Source organism: Mesorhizobium carmichaelinearum (assembly GCF_900199455.1).
GTDB lineage: Bacteria > Pseudomonadota > Alphaproteobacteria > Rhizobiales > Rhizobiaceae > Mesorhizobium > Mesorhizobium carmichaelinearum.
In genome coordinates, this window is record NZ_FZQR01000010.1 from 1 (window position 1) to 18,118 (window position 18,118).

Annotated in this window: 16 protein-coding genes and 1 pseudogene; 11 read left to right on the forward strand and 6 right to left on the reverse strand. The window is 64.0% G+C overall.

What is annotated here, in order from left to right; genetic code table 11:
- The 11 genes and pseudogenes from CKW40_RS22355 to CKW40_RS22405 form a co-directional block, all read left to right on the forward strand.
- Positions 1-188: pseudogene (locus CKW40_RS22355) on the forward strand (ABC transporter permease); the annotation flags it as partial.
- An 87-nt stretch (positions 189-275) separates the two neighbouring features.
- Positions 276-1,301 (forward strand): sugar ABC transporter substrate-binding protein, encoded by a 1,026-nt coding sequence (locus tag CKW40_RS22360; RefSeq protein ID WP_095202040.1) that lies wholly within the window; start codon positions 276-278, stop codon positions 1,299-1,301.
- Positions 1,302-1,376: 75 nt separating this feature from the next.
- Complete coding sequence (locus CKW40_RS22365; RefSeq protein WP_095202041.1) at positions 1,377-3,500, forward strand: ABC transporter permease; 2,124 nt, start codon at positions 1,377-1,379, stop codon at positions 3,498-3,500.
- Positions 3,497-4,552, forward strand: a complete 1,056-nt coding sequence (locus CKW40_RS22370; protein ID WP_095202042.1) for an SMP-30/gluconolactonase/LRE family protein — start codon at positions 3,497-3,499, stop codon at positions 4,550-4,552. Before CKW40_RS22365 ends, CKW40_RS22370 begins: the two co-directional genes overlap by 4 nt.
- A complete protein-coding gene (locus CKW40_RS22375) occupies positions 4,552-6,048 on the forward strand; it encodes a sugar ABC transporter ATP-binding protein (RefSeq protein ID WP_095202043.1) in 1,497 nt (498 codons plus the stop codon). The genes CKW40_RS22370 and CKW40_RS22375 overlap by 1 nt, the downstream gene beginning before the upstream one ends.
- 243 nt (positions 6,049-6,291) lie before the next feature.
- Entirely contained in the window at positions 6,292-6,699 is a 408-nt protein-coding gene (locus tag CKW40_RS22380) for a carboxymuconolactone decarboxylase family protein (protein ID WP_063172539.1), read from the forward strand.
- Between the two features lie 244 nt (positions 6,700-6,943).
- Positions 6,944-7,780 (forward strand): metallophosphoesterase family protein, encoded by an 837-nt coding sequence (locus tag CKW40_RS22385; RefSeq protein WP_095202044.1) that lies wholly within the window; start codon positions 6,944-6,946, stop codon positions 7,778-7,780.
- Positions 7,777-8,928: an ABC transporter ATP-binding protein gene (locus CKW40_RS22390; RefSeq protein WP_095202045.1), complete on the forward strand. Its 1,152-nt coding sequence runs from the start codon at positions 7,777-7,779 to the stop codon at positions 8,926-8,928. The genes CKW40_RS22385 and CKW40_RS22390 overlap by 4 nt, the downstream gene beginning before the upstream one ends.
- Entirely contained in the window at positions 8,921-9,844 is a 924-nt protein-coding gene (locus CKW40_RS22395) for a carbohydrate ABC transporter permease (RefSeq protein WP_095202046.1), read from the forward strand. Before CKW40_RS22390 ends, CKW40_RS22395 begins: the two co-directional genes overlap by 8 nt.
- Positions 9,841-10,677: a carbohydrate ABC transporter permease gene (locus tag CKW40_RS22400; RefSeq protein ID WP_095202047.1), complete on the forward strand. Its 837-nt coding sequence runs from the start codon at positions 9,841-9,843 to the stop codon at positions 10,675-10,677. Before CKW40_RS22395 ends, CKW40_RS22400 begins: the two co-directional genes overlap by 4 nt.
- A 40-nt stretch (positions 10,678-10,717) precedes the next feature.
- A complete protein-coding gene (locus tag CKW40_RS22405; RefSeq protein WP_095202048.1) occupies positions 10,718-11,983 on the forward strand; it encodes an ABC transporter substrate-binding protein in 1,266 nt (421 codons plus the stop codon).
- Positions 11,984-12,175: 192 nt separating this feature from the next.
- Here the strand turns inward: CKW40_RS22405 and CKW40_RS22410 are convergent, their stop codons facing one another.
- The 6 genes from CKW40_RS22410 to CKW40_RS22435 are packed head-to-tail and all read right to left on the reverse strand — an operon-like array spanning position 12,176 to position 18,089.
- Entirely contained in the window at positions 12,176-13,063 is an 888-nt protein-coding gene (locus CKW40_RS22410; protein WP_179298084.1) for an amidohydrolase family protein, read from the reverse strand.
- Positions 13,063-14,331 (reverse strand): vWA domain-containing protein, encoded by a 1,269-nt coding sequence (locus tag CKW40_RS22415; RefSeq protein WP_244571252.1) that lies wholly within the window; start codon positions 14,329-14,331, stop codon positions 13,063-13,065. The genes CKW40_RS22410 and CKW40_RS22415 overlap by 1 nt, the downstream gene beginning before the upstream one ends.
- A complete protein-coding gene (locus CKW40_RS22420) occupies positions 14,331-15,212 on the reverse strand; it encodes an AAA family ATPase (RefSeq protein WP_095202050.1) in 882 nt (293 codons plus the stop codon). The genes CKW40_RS22415 and CKW40_RS22420 overlap by 1 nt, the downstream gene beginning before the upstream one ends.
- An 8-nt stretch (positions 15,213-15,220) precedes the next feature.
- The gene (locus CKW40_RS45375; protein WP_023779827.1) at positions 15,221-16,225 is read right to left on the reverse strand and encodes a xanthine dehydrogenase family protein molybdopterin-binding subunit; all 1,005 of its coding nucleotides are present in this window, start codon (positions 16,223-16,225) and stop codon (positions 15,221-15,223) included.
- 1 nt (position 16,226) lies between these two features.
- Entirely contained in the window at positions 16,227-17,594 is a 1,368-nt protein-coding gene (locus CKW40_RS45380) for a xanthine dehydrogenase family protein molybdopterin-binding subunit (protein WP_095202051.1), read from the reverse strand.
- Between the two features lie 12 nt (positions 17,595-17,606).
- Entirely contained in the window at positions 17,607-18,089 is a 483-nt protein-coding gene (locus CKW40_RS22435; RefSeq protein ID WP_095202052.1) for a (2Fe-2S)-binding protein, read from the reverse strand.
- Between the last annotated feature and the right edge of the window lie 29 nt (positions 18,090-18,118).

The window sequence follows — 18,118 nt, forward strand, 5'->3', positions numbered from 1 at the left end:
GGGGTGGGGTGCGCAATGTGCTGGTGGGAGCGGCGCTGATCGGCATCCTGCTCAACGCCATGACAATTATCGACATTCCGCTGCTCTACCAGAACCTGATCAAGGCGGCGATCCTGCTTGGCGCGATCATCGTCGACGGCATCATCAACCCGCGCGACGAACAGACCGCGCAACAGGGCGACATTTAGAGCAGATGGGCTAGCCCATCTTGCTCGGGGTACCCGGCGCGATCGCGACGATCGGCCGGCAATGAAAACCGAACCAGAGGACGTGACATGAGACTGATCAAGACACTTATGGCCGCCGCAACGGCGCTCGCCGTTACCGCCTTCGTGGCGCCGACCTTCGCCGCCGACGATCCGGGCCCGGCCGCCTATGCACAGGCGCTGAAGGGCAAGCGCGTCATGCTGGTGCCGCTGGCGATGGGCTTCGATCTGGCGCAAGGCTGGGCGCATTACCTGAAGAAGGAAGTTGACGCCTGGGGCGGCACGTTCGAAACGCGCGATCCGAACTGGGTCGTCGACGCCGGCGCGCAGGCGATCACCGACGCCATCTCCTCGGACACCAGGCCCGACGTGCTGATCATCCACGCACCGGACCTCAACTCCTACTCCAAGCTGATGAAGAAGGCGCAGGCCGCCGGCACCTATGTGCTTCTGGTCGACAATCCCGCCAACTTCCCGGCCGACGCTTTCGTCGGCAGCGACTGGGACCGGCTTGGCCAGCTCGAGGCCGAAGCGGCGATCAAGGGCTGCGGCGAGAATTCGTCGAAGAAGATCGGCCTGGTGCAGGGCGACCAGGCGAACTCTTCCAGCCTCTATCAATATGCCGGCATCATGAAGGTGCTGGACAAGCATCCTGACTTCAAGGTCGTGGCCAAGCCCGACTCCAACTGGGATGCGACGACCTCGCGCAATGTGACGACGACGATGCTGCAGCAGAACCCGGACATCTGCTCGATCATCGATTTCTGGGATGGTGACGCCACCGGCGCATCGGCCGCGATCCGCGACGCCAAGCTCGACGGCAAGGTGTTCCTGGTCACCACCGGCGGTGGCGAGAAGGCGGCCGATTGCGACAAGCTGCAGGACGGCACCTATGGCGCCGTGGTGATGACCGATCTCGCTCGCCAGTCGGGCGACATGAACGCCATCATCAAGTTCCTGCTGCAGAGCGGCCAGCCAGCCGGCACCTCGCACACCTACATCTACACGCTGGAGAAGGCGACGACCAAGGCCGACCTCAAGCCCGATACTTGCTGGGACCTGAAGGCGCTGCAGGCTGAAGCGGCGGCGAAGTAAGCCACGTCTTCGAACAGAATCAACGAGGTGGCCGGATCAGTTCGGCCACCTCTTTCTCTTGAGTAACGGCAGCCAATGTCCTTTCGCGAACGCCTCCAGTCCTGGCGCTACAATCTCGTGCCCGACCATCTCGTCGGCGAGATCCTGACCAAACGCTGGACCGACAACGCCATTCCGTTCCTGGCGCTGGTGGTGACATTGGCGAGCTTCGGCTCGGTCATTCCGGGCTTCTTCAAGCTGAACGCGCTGCAGGAATCCACCCGCCAGCTCGGCGAATTCTCGATGGTGGTCATCGGCATGACGGTGGTGATGCTGGGCGGCGGCATCGATCTGTCGGTCGGCTCGATCTTCGCGCTGTCCTGTTTCTCCGCCGTCTATGTGTTCTTCATCCTCGAACAGTCTATCTGGCTGGCGCTGGCCGCTTCGCTTGCCACCGGCCTCGTCTTTGGCGCCATCAACGGCTATCTCGTGGGGTATCTGCGGCTGCGTGCCTTCCTCACCACGCTGGTCACGTTCATTTTTGGACGGGCGCTGTTCGACATCCTGGTCACCACCTATGCCGCCGACGTGCAGCTCTCGACCGCCACATCGGATGTGCTCGACTTCATCGGCGACAGCACCTTCTGGGGCCTGTCAGTCTCGGTGTGGCTGGCGATCATCCTGGCCATCGTCACCCATATCGCGCTGACGCGCTCGCGGCCCGGCTGGCATGTGCTGGCAGTCGGCGGCTCCCGGCGCTCGGCGCACAATGCCGGCATCCGCGTGCGCCGCACGGTGTTCATGACCTATGTCTTCTCCGGTTTTTGCGCTTCGATCGGCGGCTTCCTCATCGCCTGCCGGCTGAGCGGGGCGGGGCCGGGCACGGGCCTCAACCTCGAAATCATGGCGCTTACGGCGGCGGTGGTCGGCGGCGTCAGCCTCGGCGGCGGGCGCGGCTCGGTGATCAAGGGGCTGATGGGCGCCATCATCGTCTTGACCATGACCAACGGTCTGATCCGGCTGGGCTACGGCACCGGCACCAACCAGATGGTGCTCGGTATCATGCTGGCGGTGGCGGTGACGATCGACATCCGCTGGCTGAAGAACCGCCACAAGGTGCTGAACGAAGTCTATGTCGCGCCGGTCTACCTCAGGATGGGCGCCACACAGTCGGCCGTTCCAGGCTCCGGCACGCCTTACGAACTCGACAACCGGCTGTCGGCGGCGGACCATATCGGGCTCGGCGAGCTGGAAGGGCCGGAAGACGTCATCCTCGACCGCGACGACCATCTCTATTGCGGCACCCGCCATGGCGAGATCGTCCGCTTCTTCGCGCCCGACTATGTCAAGTCGGAAGTCTTTGCGCATATTGGCGGCTTTCCGCTGGGGCTGGCGTTCGACAAATCGGGCAATCTGATCAGTTGCGTCGGCGCCATGGGGCTCTATTCCGTCTCGCCGGAGCGCGAGGTGAAACGCCTGTCGGCGGAGACCGCGCGCTCGTGGACCTCGATCGTCGACGATGCCCGGCTGCGCGATCCCAATGACTGCGACATTGCGCCCGACGGCCGTATCTATTTCACGGATTCCACGAAGCGCTATGACGCCCACGATTGGGCGCTGGACTCGATCGAGAACCGCGCCACCGGCCGGCTGCTGGTCTACGATCCCAGGGATGGTTCGACGAAGACGCTGCTCGACGGCTACCGCTATACCAACGGCGTATGCATGGCGCATGACGGCAAGTCGCTGTTCTTCGCCGAAAGCTGGGCCTGCCGCGTGCATCGCTATTGGCTGGAAGGGCCGAAGGCCGGCACCGCCGAATGCGTCATCCGCGACATGCCGGGCTATCCCGACAACATCAACCGCGCTTCGGACGGCAATTACTGGATGGCGTGGCTCGGCATGCGCACGCCGAGCTTCGACCTGTCGCTGCGCCATCCCGACATGCGCAAGCGCATGACGCGCCGGCTGCCGCAGGACGAATGGCTGTTCCCCAACATCAACACCGGCGGCGTGGTGAAATTTACCGAGAAGGGCGGCATCGTCGAGGCACTCGGTGATCTCACCGGCGACGCGCATCCGATGGTCACCTCGATGCGCGAGCACAAAGGATATCTCTTCGTCGGCGGCATCCTCAACAACCGCATCGGGCGCTACAAGATAGCAAGTGCAGACCCGAACTGGACCAGCCCGGCTTCCTATTGGGGAGCAAAGCCATGATCCTCGATCCGATCCTGGACATGTTTCGCGGCAAGGCGGTGACCATCCCGCCGCTCGACGGCGCTTTCCGGCCCAACACGCGGCTGGACGATGCGCCGGTTTTTGCCGAGCTGACTGAGCCGGATAATTTGCTGACTTCCGGAGACAGGGTGCTCGCCTCCAGCGGCAACGCCGTCTATTCGCTTGCCGCCGGAGCCGAGCCCAAGGTCGTCGAGACCACTCCGTCTCCGGTCACGGCACTGGCGCTGTCGCCGTCGGGCGAGCTCACGGTTGGGCTGGAAAGCGGCAAGCTGCTGATATCAGGCAAGGAGGTTTCGCTGCCGGTGGAGGTCCGCTGCATCACCGCGCTCGCTTATGACGAGGACGGCACGCTGTGGCTGGCCAACGGATCGGCCGAGCATGCGCCCTCGCAATGGGCCGCCGATCTGATGAAGAAGGGTGCGTCCGGTTCGCTCTGGAAGCAGGACGCGACGGGCGACGCGTTCCGCAAGGTGGCCGGCGATCTCGCTTTTCCGTATGGGCTCCATCCCCTCGGCCGGGACGTGCTGGTCAGCGAAAGCTGGCGCCATCAGCTCGTCCGCTTCGATGGCACGACCGGTAACCGTTCGACTGTGTTAACGCATCTGCCCGGCTACCCCGCGCGGCTGTCGCCGTCCGCCGATGGCGGGGCATGGCTGGCCTTGTTCGCACCGCGCAATAGACTGATCGAATTCGTGCTGCAGGAGACGCACTACCGCCAGGACATGATCGACCAGGTGCCGCCGGCCTACTGGATCGCGCCGGCGCTGGCTTCCAGCCGCAGCTTCCTCGAACCGCTGCAATGCGGTGGCATCCGCACCATGGGCATCCACAAGCCATGGTCGCCGAGCCGCTCCTATGGTCTGGTGGTCAAGCTCGACGCAAAGATGCAGCCGCAATTCAGCCTGCACAGCCGCGCCAACGGCACGCGCCACGGCATTTGCAGCGTGGCGGAAACGGATGACCGGTTGTTCATCGCCTCCAGGGGCGGTGATTGCGTGCTGGCTGTCGACGTTGCTTCGGGAGGTTTCTGATGGAACCGATCGTTCGCCTGGAGAATGTCACCAAAAACTATCGCGGCGTGCCTGCCGTGAAGAACGTCACCTTCGACTTGCGCAAGGGCGAAATCCACGCGCTGCTCGGCGAGAACGGCGCCGGCAAATCGACGCTGACCAAGATCATCGCCGGCGTGGTCGACGCCACCTCGGGCAAGATGTTCCACGACGGCCGGGAGATCTCCTACGCCTCGCCGCATGCAGCGCTCGAGGCCGGCATTGCCATGGTGTTCCAGGAGACCAGCCTGGTGCCGTCGATGACGGTGGCGCAGAACCTCTATCTCGGTACTGAAAAATTCCTCAACCGGCTGCGCGGCACGTATATTTCAGCACAGCAGTTCCTGCAGTCGCTGAATTTTCCCGTCGACCCCAACGCCATGGTGGCGACGCTGGGTGCGGCCAAGCGGCAGATGGTCGAGATCGCGCGCGCGGTGCACCACAATGCCGAGATCATCATCTTTGACGAGCCGACGGCGACGCTGACGCCGGAGGAAAAGCGACACTTCTTCGCGCTGATCCGCCGACTGAAGGCGAGCGGCGTCTCCATCGTCTTCATCAGCCACGCGCTGGAGGAGGCGCTTGCCATCGCCGACCGCATCACCATTTTGCGCGATGGCGAACTGGTCATCACCGACGACACATCAGCCTTTGACCGCGACAAGATCGTTGCCGCCATGGTCGGGCGCACGCTGTCGGGGCAGATCTATCGCCAGCGCGACGAGGCCAGGCTGCGCAAGGCCGGCAAGAAGGTGCTGTCGGTGCAGGACATTTCGATGAGCAATGTCGTGCGCAACAATTCCTTCTCGATCTTCGAGGGCCAGATCACCGGCGTGTTCGGGCTGATCGGCTCCGGCCGCACCGAGACCTTCAAGATCGTGTCGGGCATCTACAAGCGCGACTTTTTGCGCGGTGGCGCGATCGAGCTGGACGACAAGCCCGTGCGCTATCTCGTACCCAGCGAAGCGGTGGCCGACGGCATTGTCTATGTCACCGAGGACCGCAAGAGCGAAGGCATTTTCGAGACGATGGGCATTGCCGAGAATCTGTTCGGCGGGCTGCTCGCGGCAAGCCGCGAAAAGGCCTGGGTGATCAACCAGCAGGAAATGCGCACGCTTTCAGCCGAGTGGACCAAGACGCTGAACATCAAGGCGATCAACGACAATGCGCGCGTGGTCGAGCTGTCCGGCGGCAATCAGCAGAAAGTGGTGATCGGCAAGGGGCTGGTGCAGCAGCCGCGCATCGTCATCTTCGACGAGCCGACGCGCGGCGTCGATGTCGGCGCCATCGCCGAAATCCACCAGATCATCAACCGGCTGGCCGATGAGGGGCTGGCCGTCGTGGTTATTTCCTCCTATCTGCCGGAGATCATGAACCTGTCGGACCGTATTCTGGTGTGCCGGCAAGGGCGTATCGTGGAAGAGTTTTCGCCGGCGGAGGCGACGGAGGAGAAGATCATGTATGCGGCGGTGCATTAGATTCAGGTGAGGCCGGCCTGCAAACGGCGGCTTCCTGCGCTTCCCCGTTCTACTGCGTCGCAGTAGAACTGAGCTCACGTACGAAAGTACGCTCCGCTCCGGTTCTCGGAAGCCACCATTTTCGACTCGGCCTGACCTGAATCTCCACGCCAGCGCTGGAAAAGTGAATCGGGCGAGTGGATTGGCGGCGATTGCTCAAGACCTGATTCAATTCACGCTACGATTCAATGAGGAAAAAACGCCATGGCCACCACAAAACTCCTGAGCGATGCCGAGGTCGAAAAGATCCCGGCGGTGAAGGCGGTGTTCGACGATATCCGCGCAACGCGCAAATCCGATTTCGTCAACAATTTTTGGCGCGGGCTGGCCAATGACCCCCCGGCGCTGAAGCGCATCTGGGAACAGCTGAAAGTAGTGATGGTGGCCGACAGCGCCATCGATCCGCTGACCAAGGAAATGATCTATATCGCCGTGTCGACGGCCAATGGCTGCTCCTACTGCGTCCATTCGCATACGGCGGCAGCGCGCGCCAAGGGGATGACCGATGCACAGCATGGCGAACTGGTGTCGATCATCGGGCTCGCCGGCCAGACCAACCATCTGGTGACGGCAATGCAGATCCCGGTCGATCCGCAGTTCGAGGTGAAGTGAGCCTGACTTCTGTCGCGTGTCACAGGATTGTGAGCGCGGCCGATGCACCGACTAACGACAGCAAGTATCTGAAATATCTTGAATTTCCGCGCTGCGGCGATCTTCTCTGACGCTCTTCGTCGACCACTGTTCGCAATTGCACAATTTATCCCGGCGGCTGTTAAGGAAGTGACATGGAACGGCACTAAGGAAGCCCCATGCGATGCCGCCCGCCTGGGGGCGCGGCTCGCATGGTGGAGCCGGCATGAAAATCGTTCAGATCACAGACACCCATTTCAGCCCGACCAAGGCGCACTTCAACGGCAATTGGGCGCCGCTGGCCACCTGGATCGAGCAGAGCGGCGCCGACCTTGTCATCCACACCGGCGACCTCAGCGTCGACGGTGCCGACAAGGACGACGACATCGCCTTCTGCATGGATCTGATGCGGGAAATCTCCATCCCGATGCTGCTGGTGCCCGGCAATCACGATGTCGGCCATCTGCCGGGCTCGCTGCAGCCGGTCAATGCCGGGCGCCTCGAGCGCTGGCGCCGGTTGGTTGGCCCGGATTATTGGATGGAGGATGCCGGTCCCTGGCGCCTCATCGGGCTCGACAGCCTGCTGATGGGTTTCGATGATGCCGAGGACGAGGCGCAGTTCGACTGGCTGCGGACCGCGCTGGAAAGCCGTAGCGGCCGGCGCGTCGCGCTCTTCGCCCACAAGCCGCTGTTTATCGATCAACCCGGTGAGGGCGATACCGGCTACTGGAGCGTCAGACCGGTGCAGCGCCGGCGCCTCTACGATCTGATCGCCGCCCACGATGTCTCCTTGTTTGCAAGCGGCCACCTGCACCGGGCCTGGCAAGGCAAATACGAAAACACGTCGTTGATATGGGGGCCGTCGGCGGCCTTCGTCGTCGGCGACATGGAGCGCGACATGCCGGGCGAGCGGCTGCTTGGCGCCGTGATCCATCAATTCGGCGACACGGTCGCCAGCGAGATCGTCGCCATCCCCGGCATGACCACCTACGTCCTGGATGATGTGGTCGAGGAGGTTTATCCGCACGAGGCGCACAAGGTTCGAAAGCGGGTCGCGTCATGAGCGCGCTGTCCCTTCGCGGTCTGAAGAAATCCTTCGGCGGCAACGCCATTCTGAATGGCGTCAGCCTCGATGTCGAAGCCGGTGAGTTCATTGCGCTCGTCGGCCCTTCCGGATGCGGCAAGAGCACCTTGCTGCGCATCCTGGCGGGGCTCGACCACGCCGACAGCGGCGACATCTTCGTCGGTGGCAGGGACATGTCGCCGGTTGCCGCGGCCGATCGCAACATCGCCATGGTGTTCCAGTCCTACGCGCTCTACCCGCATCTGACGGCCGGCCAGAACATCGCCGTGCCGCTGGCCATGAAGCGGCTGAGCCGGTCGCAACGGCTGCCGCTGATCGGCTCGCTGCTGCCTGGCCAGAGGGAGATCCGCACCGGCATTACGCGCGATGTCCGCGAGATGGCGGGTCTGCTCAAGATCGACCATCTGCTCGACCGCAAGCCGGGGCAGATGTCGGGCGGCCAGCGCCAGCGTGTGGCACTGGCGCGCGCCATGGTGCGCCATCCCAGCATCTTCCTGATGGACGAGCCGCTCTCCAACCTCGATGCCAATCTGCGCGTCCATGCGCGCGGCGAGATCGTCGAACTGCACCGCCGCGCCGGCGTGCCGACGCTCTATGTAACGCACGACCAGGCCGAGGCGCTTTCGATGGCCGACCGCGTGGCGGTGATGATCGGCGGCAATCTGCTGCAGCTCGCCGCGCCCGAGGTGATCTACAACGATCCCGCCCATATCGAGGTGGCGCGTTTCGTCGGCCAGCCGAGGATCAACATCATCCCGGCGCAGGCCGAAAACGGCCGTGTCGGCTTCGAGGGCATCCGGCTGGCCCTGCTGGAGAAAGTGGCGAACGGTCCGGTCAGCCTCGGCATCCGGCCGGAGTTCGTCAAACTGTCCCCCAGCGGGCGCAGCGGCCTTGCCGGGCGGATCGAACGGCTCGAATTCCTCGGCTCGGAAGTCATTGCGCATTGCCGGCTCGACGCCTCCGGCGACAGCGTCATCGCCAAGCTTGTGCCGCATGAGGCGAGGGATCTGATCGCCGGAATGAAGGTGGGGATCCTTCTGGCTGCCGAACAGGCGATGGTCTTCGGGCCGGAGGGAAAGCGTCTGCGCATCGCGGCGGGCGCGCGCCAGGAGCCGGCCTATGTCTAGCGTCGTGCTGGCGGGCAATGTCGCGAGTGCGGCCGCACTGCGTGCGCGCAGCGAGGACCGGACCGCCTGGCTGCTGGCGGCGCCGGCCATCGCGCTGCTGCTGCTGTTCGTGCTGTTGCCGGTGGCCGCCGTCATCTTTCTCGGCTTCACCGACTTCGAGCTCGGCTACGGCAAGTTTCGCTTCGTCGGCTTCGAGAACTACGCGCATCTGCTGAACGACCGCACCTTTCGCCGGTCGCTGTGGAACACCTCAGTCTATACGGCTATGGTCGCGCCGGTCTCGATCGTGCTTGGCCTGGGCGTTGCCCTGCTGATCGAAGGCGAAGGGCGGGCGCGCGGCTTTTTCCGCACCGTCTATTTCCTGCCCGTCGCCTCGCTGATCGTGGCGATGGCCACCGTCTGGCAATACATCTTCCACCCGACGATCGGGCCGCTCAACGCGCTGCTTTCGCTCGCCGGCATTCCCGGCCCGAACTGGCTCGGCGCGTCGAACACCGTGCTCTACAGCCTGTCGATCATCGGCATCTGGCAGTCGGTCGGCTTCAACATGGTGCTGTTCCTGGCGGGGCTGACGGCGATCCCGCGCGAGCTCTATGCCGCCGCGCATGTCGACGGCGCGAAATCGGCGCTCGACCGATTCTTCCTGGTCACCTGGCCGATGCTCGGACCGACGACGCTGTTCGTCGTCACCATCAGCATCACCAATGCGGTGAAGGTTTTCGAAACGGTGAAGATGCTGACCGATGGCGGCCCCAACAAGGCGTCCGAGGTGCTGCTTTTCACCATCTACCAGGAAGGATTCGTCTATCTGCGCGTCGGCTATGCCTCGGCGATGACGGTCGTCTTCCTGGCGATCCTGGTCGTGCTGATGCTCCTGCAATATCGCGTGCTCGACCGGCGGGTGCACTACACATGAGCAGCACCGCCATCCCCGTTGGCCGCATCATCCGCTTCGCGCTGCTTTCGCTCGGTGCGCTGATGATCCTTGCGCCCTACATCTTCATGATCTCGACGGCTGGCAAGACGCAGAGCGACATCTTCACCTCGTCGCTGGCGCTGATCCCCCAGCATTTCTACTTTGCCGAGAATTTCGCCAAGGCGTTTGCCAAGGTGCCGATGGCGACGCTGTTGTGGAACGGCGTCGTCGTCTGCGGCCTGATCTTCTTCTTCCAGGTCGTGGTCGCCATCCCTTGCGCCTATGCGATGGCCAAGCTGAAATTCCGCGCCGCGCGGCTGATGATGGTGCTGGTCATGCTCGGCCTGCTGGTGCCGATCCACGCCACGGCGCTGCCGCTCTATGTCGCCTTCGACCGGATGTCGCTGCTCAACAGCTACACCTCGCTGGTCGCGCCGTTCACCATATCGGTGTTCGCGATCTTCATGTTCCTGCAGTTCTTCCGCGCCATGCCCGACGACCTGCTGCACGCGGCACGGCTCGACGGCATGTCGGAACTCGGCATCGTGGCGCGCGTCATCGTGCCCAATGCGTGGCCGGCGGTGACCGCCTTCGCAATCTTTTCCGTCGTCGCGCACTGGAACGATCTCTACTGGCCGCTGATCGTCGTCAGCAAGCAGGCCTACGCCACACCACCGCTCGGCCTGATGTATTTCCGCGCCGCCGAGGCCGGCGACGACTACGGCGCGCTGATGGCCGCGACGCTGATCATCACCCTTCCGCTCGTCGCCGCTTTCCTGCTCGCGCAGAAGCGCTTCGTCGAGGGCATCACCATGACCGGTCTCAAAGGCTGAATTTGCCAATAACTGACTGGGCCAACAAGGAGCACGAGCAATGAAGCTCTTTTCCAGGATTTTTGCCGCAGCAGTGGTGTCGCTGGTGGCGGCGCTTCCGGCCTATGCCGAAACGACGCTGACGGTTCACTACCCGATGCCCGGCTTTTTCAAGAACGTGATGGACACGATCTCGAAGAAGTTCATGGAAGAAAATCCCGACATCAAGATCCAGTTCGCCAGCCCGTCGGCGACCTATGAAGAAGGCATCCAGACCATTCTTCGCCAGGCTGGCACCGACGAGATGCCCGACATCACCTTCATCGGCCTCAACCGCCTGCGCATGCTCAACGAGCGCAACGTCGCCGTCGATCTCGGCCCGCTGGTCAAGAAGGAAGGCAACATGGCGGAGCTCGGCTTCTCCGACACGATCCTGAAGCTGGCGCAGGTCAACGGCAAGCAGGTTGGCCTCGCCTTCGCCACCTCCAACCCGATCATGTACTACAATGCCGACCTGGTGAAGGCGGCCGGCGGCGATCCGGACAATCCGCCCAAGACCTGGGACGAGGTGATCGCGCTTGGCGGCAAGATCAAGGCGCTCGGCAACGGCGTCGACGGCATCGACTTCCGCTGGCAGGGCGACGACTGGATGTTCTCGGCGCTGCTGTTCGGCGCCGGCGGCAAGATGCTGAACGAGGACGAAAGCAAGGTCGCCTTCAACGGACCTGAGGGCGAGAAGGCGGTGGAGATCCTCGAGCGGATGGTGAAGGAGGGCGGCATGCCGGTCTTCACCAAGCCGGCGGGCGAGCAGGCCTTCGCGGCCGGCAAGGTCGGCTTTGAATTCCAGACCACCGGCGCGCTGGTCAACACGATCAAGAATGTCGGCGACAAGTTCACGCTGCGCACCGCCAAGATCCCGCTGATCGATCCGGTCAACGGCCATCTGCCGACCGGCGGCAATGCCGTGGTCATCCTGACCAAGGACGCAGCCAAGCAGGAAGCGGCCTGGAAGTTCGCGAAATTCGCCGCTGGTCCTTACGGCGCCTCGGTCGTCGTGCCGGGCACCGGCTATGTCCCCAACAACGAGCTGGCGGCGAAATCGTCAGACTATCTCGGCGATTTCTACAAGAAGAACCTGCTGTTCCAGGCCGGGCTCAGCCAGATGCCGCTGATGGTTCCGTGGTATGCCTTCCCGGGCACCAATGGGGTCAAGGTGACGCAGACGATCGTCGACAATCTGTCGCGCATCGTCGACCAGTCGGCCACGCCCAAGGAAGCGCTCAATGACGCGGCAAGCGATGTCGAAGGCATGCTGCCGACGCAGTGAGGCTTGTCTCACTACGGGGGCCTCGCGGGTCTTCCCTTCTCCCCTTGTGGGAGAAGGTGGCCTCGCGAAGCGAGGTCGGATGAGGGGTGTTCCAGAAAGCACCAACGCCTCACTCCGCTGGAACACCCCTCAACCGTCTCGGCGCTGCGCGCCGATCCACCTTCTCCCACAAGGGGAGAAGGGAAGAGAGCGCTACACCGGCCGATAAACCTTTTCCGCCGTGTTCCAGAAGATATCGGCCTCGGCCGCCGCGCCGTGCTTCGCCACCACCTCGCGGTGCGCCTTGATCAATTCGGCGTGGCTGGTCCAGAGTTTCTCGATCGGGAAGTTCGAGCCGAACATCAGATGGTCCGCGCCCAGGATGTCGATCGCGTTGTCGACGATGTAGGCGATCAGGGCTGGATCGTTGCGATGGACGAAGGTGCCGAGGCCGGAGAGCTTGGCATAGAAATTCGGTGCCGCTGAGAGCGTGCGCAGGCCGGCTTTCCAAGCCTCGGTGGTTTCCGGCTCCATGCCGGTCAGCATGCCGGCATGGGTGAGGATGAAGTTGGTCCCGGGATTCTCGCCGACCAGCGTCAGCCCGTCCTTCATCTGGGCGGGGAAAAGCTGCAGGTCGAAGGACAGGCCGTAATCCTTCAACCTGGCGACATTGGCGCGCACCTTGGGGTCGATGACCTGATCCGCCGAGGCGGCGAAGCGGAAGGCCGGCGTTTCGTGCCAGTGCAACTGCATGCGCACCCCGCGCAGCAGTGGATATCTTTTCAGCCTGTCGATCTGCGGCCTGACATCGTCGACCGTCATGTCGGCATAGCCGACGATGGCATGCGGCCAGCCGGTCTCGTCAGCCGTCTTCTGCAGGAAGGCGACTTCCTTCTCGAAATCCTCTTTCGCCCAGTTGGTCTGGACATAGACGGCCTTCTCGACGCCTGCGCCTTTCTGGTCTTCGAGGAATTCCCCGATCGGGTAGTCGCGGCGGATCGGCTCGTAAGGGCCGAAGATGCGCGGCACCATCGGCCCGACCAGCCAGGGCTGGTCCTGTTGGCGCCAGATGTGGAAATGTGCGTCGATGGCTTTCTGCATCACGAAACCCTTTTCCAGATTGTCGATGCCGCGGGGGCAGGGCGGGCGAGCGACAGGATGAAATCGGTGAGGCCGGCGAGCGAGGAGCCGTCGACCAGATCGTCGAGGTCAGGCAGGATGGCGCGAAGCGCCGCGGTGGCCGGCCGGAAGCGTGGATCGCCAGCCAGAGGTGTGGCGAGCGACAGCCGGAAGGCGCGTGCGCTAAGCCGGCGCATCGCAATCTCCAGTTCGGCATGATCGCCGCGCTCGAGAGCGTCGGACAGGATGACCACCGCGGCACCGCGCGCGAAGGCGGAAAATCGCGGAACGGAGAGGAAGGCGAGCAGCGTCGGCCCCATGCGGGTGCCGCCGTCCCAGTCGTCGACCTGGGCGGCGGCGCGCGCTAGCGCCTGGTCGCGGTCGCGGATGCGCAATGCCGTGGTGATGCGGGTGAGCCGCGTGCCGAAGGTGAAGATCTCGGCGCGGTCGGCGCCTTGCACGGCGGCATGCGCCAGCTTGAGGTAATCGGATGTGTGCAGCTTCATCGAGCCGGAGACGTCGAGCAGCAGCAGCAGCTTGCGCGGCACGGTCTGGCGGCGGCGCAGCAGCGGGAAGGGCACGTCGCCGTCGGCGCTGACGATTTCGCGCAGCGAGCGGCGCAGGTCGAGCTTGCCGCGCGAAGGGGTGCGCACGGTGCGGAAGGAGCGGCGGGCGGGCAAGGCCGACGAAAGCTTGCGGCGAAAGGCGGTCAGCCTGTCGTCCCCGCGCTGGAAATCGCGGGTGCTCAATTGCTCCAGGGCGGAGGATAGCTCGCCGCCTTCGTGGCTGTGCTCGGCTTCGATGCGCTCGTCGTCGGCGCCGCCATCATCCTTGATCCGGGTTTCCTCGTCGGCGTCGCCTTCGACCACGGCCGATGTGTTGCCATAGAAATGGCTCTGGAAATGCGCCTCGAATTCGTCGCGGCGATCGGGTGGCGGCGCCAATGTGGCAAGGGCGGCCTCGCGGATGTCAGACATTGAGCGCGGGCCGAGCAGCGTGACCGCTTGCATGAAGCTGGAGACTTGCTCTGGGGCGATTGCGAAGGCGTGGCGGCGCAACAGCCTGGCAAAACCCAGGAACGGCGCGGTGGCCGGAGGTAGGCTCTCCTCGCCCCGTTTACGGGGAGAGGATGCCGGCAGGCAGGTGAGGGGCGGCGCCACCTTCTGCCCATGATGGCGCTGCCCCTCCTCCGCCCCTTCGGGGCACCTTCTCCCCGTAAACGGGGAGAAGGGATTGTCGAGGTCCCGCATCACTCCAGCGCCTCCTCGACAATGCGGCCAAGCTCCGGCGCGATGTAGGACAGATCCTCCTCGTCCTTGATCAGCACGCCGATGGCGCGGCGGAAGGCTTCCGGCCAGGGGCTACCGCCTTTTTCCAGGATGGTCGCGGCATTCGCCCATTCGACGGCCTCGGCGATGCCGGGCGGTTTGGCCAGCGGCCGGGCGCGGATGGTCTGCACGGCTGACGCCACGGCGCGTGCGGTTGCCTGCGCCACATCGCCGGCACGCAGCATGATGATGGCGGCCTCGCGCTCGGCATCGGGATAGCCGATCCAGTGATAGACGCAGCGGCGCCGCAGCGCTTCGGCGAGCTCGCGGGTGCGGTTCGAGGTCAGGATGACGATCGGCTGTGCGGCAGCGCGTATGGTTCCGCGCTCGGGAATGCTGATCTGGAAATCGGACAGGAACTCCAAAAGCAGCGCTTCGAACTCATGGTCCGAACGGTCGATCTCGTCGACCAGCAGCACGCGCTGTTCGGGTGCGCGCAGCACTTGGAGCAGCGGTCGGGCAATGAGAAACCGGTCGTCATAGATGTCGATTTCATGCTCGCCGGCATGGCGGATGGCGAGCAACTGGCGCTGGTAGTTCCATTCGTAGAGCGCATGCGCGGCATCGATGCCTTCATAGCATTGCAACCGCACCAGATCGCGGCCGAGGAGTTCGGCGATCGCCTTGGCCGCTTCCGTCTTGCCGACGCCCGGCGCGCCTTCGAGCAGCAGCGGCTTGCCGAGCCGGATGGCCAGGAAGATGGCGGTCGCCAGGCTGTCATCGGCCAGATAGCGCGAGGCGGCGAGATGCTGCGCCACCTCCTCCGGCGAGGTCGCGACAGTCTCTGCATTCACTCCAGACATCTCGTCTCTCAATTCGCCGCTTGCGCCTTGAGCGCGCGCAAAATGCGCTCGGGCGTGATCGGCAGCGTGTCGATGCGCACGCCGACGGCGTCGAAGACGGCATTGGCGACGGCGGGGATCTGCGGGTTGGCGCACATTTCGCCCGGGCCCTTGGCGCCGTAAGGTCCGTCGGCCGATGGCCGCTCCAGGACGATGATCTCGGTCTCGGCGAGATCGCCGGGACCCGGCATCAGATATTGGTTGAAGTCGGTGCCGCCATGGTCGCGGTTGGGATAATAGGGCTCGGTCGTCTCGTAGAGCGCATGGCTGATGCCCATCCAGGAGCCGCCGACCAGTTGCTGCTCGACCATTTTCGGATTCAGCGCGCGGCCGATCTCGAAGACGTTCTTGACCGTCAGCACGGTGACCTCGCCGGTTTCGTCATCGACCTCGACTTCGGCCACGGTGCAGGCATGCGCATAGCAGGTCGACGGCTTCATCGCGCCGGTCTCTTTCTCTGGATAGGAGCGCGGGATCAGGAACATGCCGCGGCCTGAGATCGAGCGGCCGCGCTTGAAATGCGCCGACAGTGCGACATCGAAGATCGAGATCGATTTTTGTGGCGCACCCTTGACCAGAATGTTGCCCTGGCCATCGGTCTCGAGGTCGGAGGCGTTGACCTCCAGCTCTTCCGCCGCCACTTCCAGCATCACCTGGCGGGCTTCCTTCGCCGCCTGGATGACGGCATTGCCGGCGCGGTGCGTGCCGCGCGAGGCGAAGGTGCCCATGCAATGCGGGCCGGTATCGGTGTCGGCGGTATCGACGACGACGCGGTCGGTCGGCACGCCGATCGTCTCGGCGCAGATCTGTGCCATGATCTGTTTCATGCCCTGGCCGAGATCGACCGAGGACAGCGTCACCATGAAATTGCCGGTCGGTGTCGAATGCACCAGCGCCTGGGTCGGGTCGCCACCGAGATTCATGCCCGTGGGGTAGTTGATGGCGGCAACGCCGCGTCCGCGCCTGATCGCCATCTCAGGCTCCCTTCACATAGGAGGACATCGCCATGTATTTCTCCGCCACCGGCCAGTTGGCGGCGCGCGAGGCTTCCTGCATGCATTCGATGAGTGCTGCCCCTTCGGTCGGCTGGCGATGCGCCTTCATGTCGCCGTCGCGATAGGCGTTGATGAAGCGGAATTCGAGCGGGTCCATGCCGATCAGCCGCGCCAGTCTGTCCATCTGCACCTCCAGCGCGAAATCGCCGATGGTGACGCCGAAACCGCGCATGGCCGACGACGGTGTGCGGTTGGTGTAGACGCAGTAGGTGTCGATCCAGACATTGGGGATGGTATAGGGGCCGGGATAGTGGCCGGCGCCCTTTTGCGCGCCGTATGGCGAATGGCGGGAATAGGCGCCGGCATCGGTGTAGCCGGTAACCTTGCGCGCGATGATGCGGCCATCCTTCATCACGCCGTCCTTGATGACGACCTTTTCGGCTGCGCGGGGCGACGAGATCTGCATCTCCTCCTCGCGGCTGTAGATGAAGGACACCGGGCGGCCGGTGAGCTTGGCGCCGAGGATGGCGATCGGCTCGACGATGACGTCGACCTTGCCGCCAAAGCCGCCGCCGACGGTGCCGCCGACGAAATGCAGCTTACTGCCCGGCATTTGCAGTATGATCGAGGCGTTGTCGAGGGTGAAGAACATCGCCTGCGTGTTGGTGTAGCAGGTGAACCGGTCATTTCCCTCGGGCACCACCACGCAGCCGGTGGTCTCGGTCGGCGCATGCTCGATCGGCGAGGACTGATAGCTTTGCTCCAGGATGTGGTCGGCGCCGGCAAAGCCCGCCTCGACATCGCCGAAGCGCACCTTGCGGCACTCGCCGCTGTCATAGAGATAATAGTTCCGGCCGTGATATTCGTTGACCAGCGGCGCGCCGGGTTTCAGCGCTTCCTCCATGTCGAAGACGGCCGGCAGCACTTCGTAGTCGACCTTGACCTTGGCGGCGGCTTCCTGGGCGGCGCGTTCGGTCTCGGCTAGCACCGCCACCACGGCCTCGCCCTTCCAGCGCACCTTGCCGTCGGCCAGCACCGTCTCGTCCTCCGGTCCAATCTGGATCAGGATCAGGATGGTGTAGACATTGTGCGGCACGTCCTTGGCCGTCAGCACCTTGACCACCCCCGGATGCTTCTCGGCCTCCGACGTGTCGATGGAGCGGATGCGGGCGTGGTGATGCGGGCTGCGCACCATCTTCAGGTGCAGCATACCGGGAAAGTTGCGGTCGGCGAAAAAGGCTGTTTTGCCGGTGACATGGCCGGGCGAGTCCGAGCGGGGCCGGGGCTGGCCGACCTCGTGCAGATCGTCCTTGCGGACATCGGCGAAGTAGTTCTTGCGCAGTTCCATTCTTTTGCCCCCTCAGGCCGCGTTCTGCGAGTTGGCGCGGGCCGCGGTGAGCACCGCCTGGATGATCGGCTCGTAGCCGGTGCAGCGGCAGATGTTGCCCGACAGCGCCTCGACAACTTCATCGCGGCTGGGGTTGGGCGTGTGGTCGAGCAGCACCTTGGCGGCCATGATCATGCCCGGCGTGCAGAAGCCGCATTGCGTGGCGAAGGTGTCGAGGAAGGCGCGCTGCAGCGGTTGCAGCACGCCGCCTTCGGCAAGGCCCGATGTCGTGGTGATGGCTGTCCCGTTGCAGGTCTCGGCCAAAGTCAGACAGGAGAGCCGCAGCTCGCCGTCGATGATGACCGAGCAGGCGCCGCAAGTGCCCTGGTGGCAACCACCTTTCGGCGAGGTGTCGCCGACCTTGTCGCGCAGAGCGTTGAGCAGCGTCGTGCCGCTGTCGATGAATTCGGCCTTTTCGGAGCCGTTGAGCGTGAACTGGACCGGGACCTTCGCCATGTTTCCTCCTTGCGCGCCTGCCGGCGGAT

Excerpts from the sequence above, each read along its gene's own strand:
- CKW40_RS22365 (WP_095202041.1), top strand. The coding sequence starts at position 1,377 with ATGTCCTTTCGCGAACGCCTCCAGTCCTGGCGCTACAATCTCGTGCCC.
- CKW40_RS22380 (WP_063172539.1), top strand. The coding sequence starts at position 6,292 with ATGGCCACCACAAAACTCCTGAGCGATGCCGAGGTCGAAAAGATCCCG.
- CKW40_RS45375 (WP_023779827.1), bottom strand. The coding sequence starts at position 16,225 with ATGGCGATCAGGCGCGGACGCGGCGTTGCCGCCATCAACTACCCCACG.
- CKW40_RS22400 (WP_095202047.1), top strand. The coding sequence starts at position 9,841 with ATGAGCAGCACCGCCATCCCCGTTGGCCGCATCATCCGCTTCGCGCTG.
- CKW40_RS22420 (WP_095202050.1), bottom strand. The coding sequence starts at position 15,212 with ATGTCTGGAGTGAATGCAGAGACTGTCGCGACCTCGCCGGAGGAGGTG.
- CKW40_RS22385 (WP_095202044.1), top strand. The coding sequence starts at position 6,944 with ATGAAAATCGTTCAGATCACAGACACCCATTTCAGCCCGACCAAGGCG.
- CKW40_RS22435 (WP_095202052.1), bottom strand. The coding sequence starts at position 18,089 with ATGGCGAAGGTCCCGGTCCAGTTCACGCTCAACGGCTCCGAAAAGGCC.
- CKW40_RS22395 (WP_095202046.1), top strand. The coding sequence starts at position 8,921 with ATGTCTAGCGTCGTGCTGGCGGGCAATGTCGCGAGTGCGGCCGCACTG.
- CKW40_RS22370 (WP_095202042.1), top strand. The coding sequence starts at position 3,497 with ATGATCCTCGATCCGATCCTGGACATGTTTCGCGGCAAGGCGGTGACC.
- CKW40_RS22375 (WP_095202043.1), top strand. The coding sequence starts at position 4,552 with ATGGAACCGATCGTTCGCCTGGAGAATGTCACCAAAAACTATCGCGGC.
- CKW40_RS22415 (WP_244571252.1), bottom strand. The coding sequence starts at position 14,331 with ATGCGGGACCTCGACAATCCCTTCTCCCCGTTTACGGGGAGAAGGTGC.
- CKW40_RS22360 (WP_095202040.1), top strand. The coding sequence starts at position 276 with ATGAGACTGATCAAGACACTTATGGCCGCCGCAACGGCGCTCGCCGTT.
- CKW40_RS22410 (WP_179298084.1), bottom strand. The coding sequence starts at position 13,063 with ATGCAGAAAGCCATCGACGCACATTTCCACATCTGGCGCCAACAGGAC.
- CKW40_RS22405 (WP_095202048.1), top strand. The coding sequence starts at position 10,718 with ATGAAGCTCTTTTCCAGGATTTTTGCCGCAGCAGTGGTGTCGCTGGTG.
- CKW40_RS45380 (WP_095202051.1), bottom strand. The coding sequence starts at position 17,594 with ATGGAACTGCGCAAGAACTACTTCGCCGATGTCCGCAAGGACGATCTG.
- CKW40_RS22390 (WP_095202045.1), top strand. The coding sequence starts at position 7,777 with ATGAGCGCGCTGTCCCTTCGCGGTCTGAAGAAATCCTTCGGCGGCAAC.